6 protein-coding genes are annotated in these 4790 nt (G+C 63.8%); 4 read left to right on the top strand and 2 right to left on the bottom strand.

Annotated features, from left to right (window positions below; genetic code table 11):
- The coding region (locus VGL40_14280) for a hypothetical protein (protein HEY3316430.1) at positions 1-476 on the bottom strand (476 nt) is incomplete at its 3' end.
- Positions 477-698: 222 nt separating this feature from the next.
- Between VGL40_14280 and VGL40_14275 the strand changes: the two genes are divergently transcribed.
- The 4 genes from VGL40_14275 to VGL40_14260 all read left to right on the top strand — a co-directional run bounded on the left by VGL40_14275 (position 699) and on the right by VGL40_14260 (position 4022).
- On the top strand, positions 699-1592 hold the full coding sequence (locus tag VGL40_14275; protein ID HEY3316429.1) for an ABC transporter ATP-binding protein: 894 nt from the start codon (positions 699-701) through the stop codon (positions 1590-1592).
- Position 1593: 1 nt separating this feature from the next.
- Positions 1594-2394 (top strand): ABC transporter permease subunit, encoded by an 801-nt coding sequence (locus VGL40_14270; GenBank protein HEY3316428.1) that lies wholly within the window; start codon positions 1594-1596, stop codon positions 2392-2394.
- A gap of 47 nt (positions 2395-2441) precedes the next feature.
- Positions 2442-3245 carry an ABC transporter permease subunit gene (locus tag VGL40_14265; protein ID HEY3316427.1) on the top strand — a complete coding sequence of 268 codons (804 nt, stop codon included), beginning with the start codon at positions 2442-2444 and terminating at the stop codon, positions 3243-3245.
- Positions 3246-3320: 75 nt separating this feature from the next.
- Positions 3321-4022, top strand: a complete 702-nt coding sequence (locus VGL40_14260) for a TetR/AcrR family transcriptional regulator (protein HEY3316426.1) — start codon at positions 3321-3323, stop codon at positions 4020-4022.
- On the opposite strand, the gene VGL40_14255 is transcribed toward VGL40_14260, so the two are convergent.
- The gene (locus VGL40_14255; protein ID HEY3316425.1) at positions 4003-4515 is read right to left on the bottom strand and encodes a hypothetical protein; all 513 of its coding nucleotides are present in this window, start codon (positions 4513-4515) and stop codon (positions 4003-4005) included. The genes VGL40_14260 and VGL40_14255 overlap by 20 nt on opposite strands.
- Positions 4516-4790 lie beyond the last annotated feature (275 nt).

The raw sequence follows: 4790 nt of genomic DNA, 5'->3' as shown, positions 1-4790 counted from the left end.
TTCAGGGTGACCGTGTCGCCCTCTTTACCCTCGGCCACGAGGTACTGGGCCCAGCCATACTGGTAGGCTTCATCAGGCACAAGGTGGGCATCGCCGCCCTCGATGGTCACGTTCTGCTTGAACCAGTCGGCCGAGGGGATGGGTTCGAAGGTCGCGTTGACGACGAACTGCCCGGTTCCGACAATGGCCTTGGCGCTTCCGTAGAACATGGCGTCGGCGATGCTCTCGCCACTGGCGGCCTCATACTCGCCGATGCCGACGCGGACGGAGACCAACGCCGGGCGCTCGGCCGTGCCCTGGGGGGGCTTCGGCGCGGTCGTCCCCGGCTGCTTGGTGGGGAAGGGAATGAAGTCCGCTTTGGGCTGCAGCTTGCTCTTGGAGCAGCCGGCCGCGCCCGCGAGCATTGTTGCGATGAGTAGTGCGATGACGAGCCCCGCGACGAGGGCCCTGGTGCGTATGGTCCGTGAGCGTCTCAACCAGTGTCTACCCCTTCCGTGGTTATCGAACCAATTGGTTCGACGGCTTTTCCCCCCGGAAGGTTCCCTGCTAAATCGCCCTGCTAAATCGCTATTGACCACCTGGTCAACCGGCGCTATAATCTCCCATGGAGACTCGTTGACCACCTGGTCAATCGGCTCGCAATCGGGCCCAGGCAATCGGGACCCTAATCGGGCGAACTGCTAAGGAGGCTTTCAACCATGACCGCCGCCATCCAGACCAGCGACCTGACCAAGTACTACGGGAAGTCGCGCGGCATCGTCGGCCTGAACCTGAAGGTCGGTGAGGGAGAGTTCTTCGGCTTCATCGGCCCGAACGGGGCCGGCAAGTCGACGACCATCCGCACCCTGCTGGACTTCATCCACCCGACCAAGGGCACGGCGTCGATCTTCGGTCTCGACTGCCAGCGGGATACCCGGGAGATCAAGAAGGACGTCGGCTACATCCCCTCCGAGGTCGCCTACTACGACGACATGCGGGTTCGCGACCTGCTGGACTACTCGGCCAAGTTCTACCCGGGGGACCACACCCCCCGGATGAAGGAGCTGGCCACCCTCTTCGAGGTCGAGCTGGACCGCCGGATCGAGGACCTGTCCTTCGGCAACCGCCGCAAGGTCGCCATCCTCCAGGCCCTCCAGCACCGGCCCAAGGTGCTCGTCTGCGACGAACCGTCGGCCGGGCTGGACCCGCTGATGCAGTCGCGCTTCTTCAAGGTCCTCGAGGAGGAGAACCAGCGGGGGACGACCATCTTCTTCTCGTCCCACATCCTCAGCGAGGTCCAGCGGCTCTGCCACCGGGTCGGGATCATCAAGGACGGCCGCCTGCTGCGGGTCGAGGACATCGACAAGCTGCGGACGAGTCGGTATCGCAAGGTCAAGGTCGAGCTGGGCTCACCGGACCGGGCGGCCGCCTTCAAGCCGGCCGGCGCCGACGACCTGAAGGTCCATGACCGCACGGTCGAGTTCCTCTACCGCGGCAAGATCAACGGCCTCCTGCGGACCCTGGCCGAGGCGCCCGACCTGGAGAACGTCTGGATGGAGGAGCCCTCGCTTGAGGAGATTTTCCTCCACTACTACGAGCGGGAGGAGAAGTGAGATGACCGTCTTCAAGCGCGAAATCAGGCGCAACTTCCGCTCCTGGGCCATCTGGACAGCCAGCATCGTCGGGTACCTCGCCCTGATCATGAGCGTCTTCCCGAGCATGGTCGCGCAGGGCAAGGACCTCTCGAAGTTCTTCGAGGCCTTCCCGAAGGCGATGCTCTCGGCCTTCAGCCTGGATAAGCTCAACTTTGCCGACGTCCTCGGCTTCTACGCCACCGAGGGGACCATCCTCCTCCTCCTGGCCTCCAGCATCTATGCTATTCAGCTGGCCTCGGGCATCCTGGCCAAGGAGGAGAGCGACAAGACCATCGAGTTCCTCCTGGCCAAGCCGATCACCCGGACCAGCCTGGTCACCCAGAAGACGGCCGCGGCGCTGATCTACGTCGTCGCCCTGAACGTGGTCCAGGCCATCGCCGCCTACATCACCGTCGAGCTCGTCAAGAGCGGGCCATACAGCGCCAAGGCCCTATGGATGCTGTCTCTCGGCGGCCTCCTGATCAACCTGACCTTCGCCGCCGTCGGCCTGCTGATCTCGGTCTTCGTGACCAAGATCAAGTCGCTCTATCCGCTCGGCCTCGGCCTCGTCCTCGGGGCCTACATGCTGAACGTCACCGCCAAGCTCACCGAGAAGCTCGACGTCCTCAAATGGTTCAGCCCTTTCAGCTACGCCGACACGGCCGACCTGGTCACCAAACAGAGCATCACCCCGGTCCACTGGGTCCTCTTCGCCGTCCTCATCGTCGGCTCCGTCGCCGCGACCTACGTCTTCTACAACCGCAAGGACATCACCGTCTGAGACCGGCGACGGTCCCACCGTCGGATGGTCTGAAAGGAGGAGGCCTGGTGCTCGTCTTCCTGAGAGACCTGAAGCGCAACTTCCGCTCGTGGCTAGTCTGGACGGCCGCGGTCGCCGGCCTAGTCGGCCTGTACATGACCATCTACCCGTCCCTCGCCGGTCAGAACGAGGCGCTGAGCAAGTTCATCGCCGCCATGCCCGAAAAGCTGCGGGCGGCCTTCAACATGCAGCTGTTCAGTTCCGGCAACGGCGTCCTCGACTTCTATGCCGTCAAGGGCTTGGCCATCGTCCTCCTCGCCGGGGGGATCTACGCGGTGCAGCTGGTCGCCGGGGCGACGGCCAAGGAGGAAAGCGACAAGACGATCGAGTTCCTCCTCTCCAAGCCAGTCACCCGGAAGGCGCTGATGACCGGCAAGGTGGCTGTCGTCGGGCTGTACATCGTTCTCTTCAACGTCGTCGTCACCGCCGCCGGCTACGTCGCCATGAGGTTGGTTGACGTCGGGGCGTTCAGCCTCCAGGGCTACCTGCTCCTCGCCTCCAGCAGCCTGCTCATCGACCTGGCCATCGCCGCCGTCATGCTTTGTGCCTCGGTCTTCGTCACCAAGTACAAGCGGCTCTTCCCGCTGGGCGTGGGCCTCGTCCTGGTGGCCTACATCCTGTCGGTGGTCGCCAAGCTCAGCATCAAGCTGGACCCCCTCCGGTGGTTGAGCCCGTTCGGCTGGGCCGATCCGGCCGAGATCCTCAACCGGATGGCCATTGCCCCGGTCTACCTGGTCCTTTTCACCGTCCTGACGGTCGGCCTGGTGGCCGCGACCTACGTCTTCTACGACCGCAAGGACATCATCGTTTGAACCCAGGGGCCGCCGGGCTTTGCGCTCGGCGGCCCCTCTGCTCTCACTGTGGCACCTTAGTCCCGACCACGGGAGGTGGAATTCATCGACCAACCTACCGCCCCCGAAGTCGCGCCCCATCAGGCCTTTCTCAGCCTGCCCCCGGACAAGCAGGAGGCCATTCGGCAGGCCTGCCTCAAGGAGTTCGTGGACCACGGCTATCACGGGGCCTCGACCAACCATATCCACGAAGCCGCCGGCATTTCCAAGGGGCTCATCTTCCACTACTTCGGCAGCAAGAAGAACCTCTTTCTCTACCTCTTCGACCGCACTCTCGAGTACTTCTGGGACCGGATGGTGGGGTCCGGCGTGGCCGATTGGCCTAAGGATGTCTTCGAGCGGATCAGCCTGCTCAGCCTGCAGAAAGTCCGGTTGTTCGAGGAGAATCCGCTCTACTACCGGTTCGTCTTCGAGGGCCAGCTCAACTTCCCCAAGGGGCTCGAGGCCGAGATGGCTGAGCGGACCCGGGCGACGACTCAAAGGGGCTACGCCATCCTCTTCAAGGACATCGACCTGTCGACCTTCCGCCCGGACATCGACCCCCAAAAGGCCATCGAGGTCGTCGTCATCACCATGAATGGCTTGGCCGACAAGTACTTGGGCATCATCCGCCGCAGCCAGGACCCCGACCGGGCCCTCCGCCTCACCGAGGGGATCCTCGGTGAGTTCCGGGAGTACCAGCGCATCCTGAAGTTGGGGATGTGCCGGCCGGAGCCGGCTAGGCCGGGGTCGGGCTAGAGCCGGGGCTCGGGCTCGGCGCCTCAGTAGCCAGCGGGGCCGACGGGGCCTTCGAGCCGGTCGGAAAGAGCTCCGGTTGCCGGATCCGGCCGTCCCGTAACCCGTCGGCCAGCTGCGTGGACAGCATCTCGTACATGGTCACGGTCGTGCCTGACGGCCCCGGGACCACGATGTAGGGGAAGAACTCCTGGATCAGGGTGACCAGGCCGGAGTTCACCGCTTCCAGCTTGTTCTTTAGATAGACCATCAACTGCTGGTGCTTTGCGTCGCGGTTCTTCGGGTCGACCCCTGAGATGACGAGGCGGATGCCCATCTGGGCCACCCGGCCGTCCATGGTCACCGGGCATGGGAACTGGAGGATCAACATCCCCCGGCTTTGGATGAAGCTGAAATGGGTGTCCAGGACGCCGGCCTTCTCCAGAAGGATCGAGATCTCAGCCTGAGTTCTGGCCCAGGGAGTCGGGGGCTTGGGTGGCTCTTCGTCGTTTGGCACAGTTGTAAACCTCGCTTCCCTTTGCCGGCCGGCCGCGGAATCGCGGTCAATCCACAATACGCCGGTCACCGGCGTGATGCGAGCGCCGATCGCCATTAAGGCCTCCGCCATTTTCGGCGGGGGCCTTCGCGTGTCGGTCTCAACTCCCAGGCCCTTTTCACCGATAACTCCAGTAGAATGGTGACTTTCGTGAGGTGACACTCGTGGCCAAAGGAAGAATCGTCAGCTACACCGACCCGACCGCGCCGGCCTCCGAGGCCTTCAGGGCCCTTCGG

Source organism: Bacillota bacterium, assembly GCA_036504675.1.
GTDB lineage: Bacteria > Bacillota > Sulfobacillia > JAJYWN01 > JAJZPE01 > DASXUT01.
This window is presented reverse-complemented; position numbering and strand designations above follow the sequence as displayed.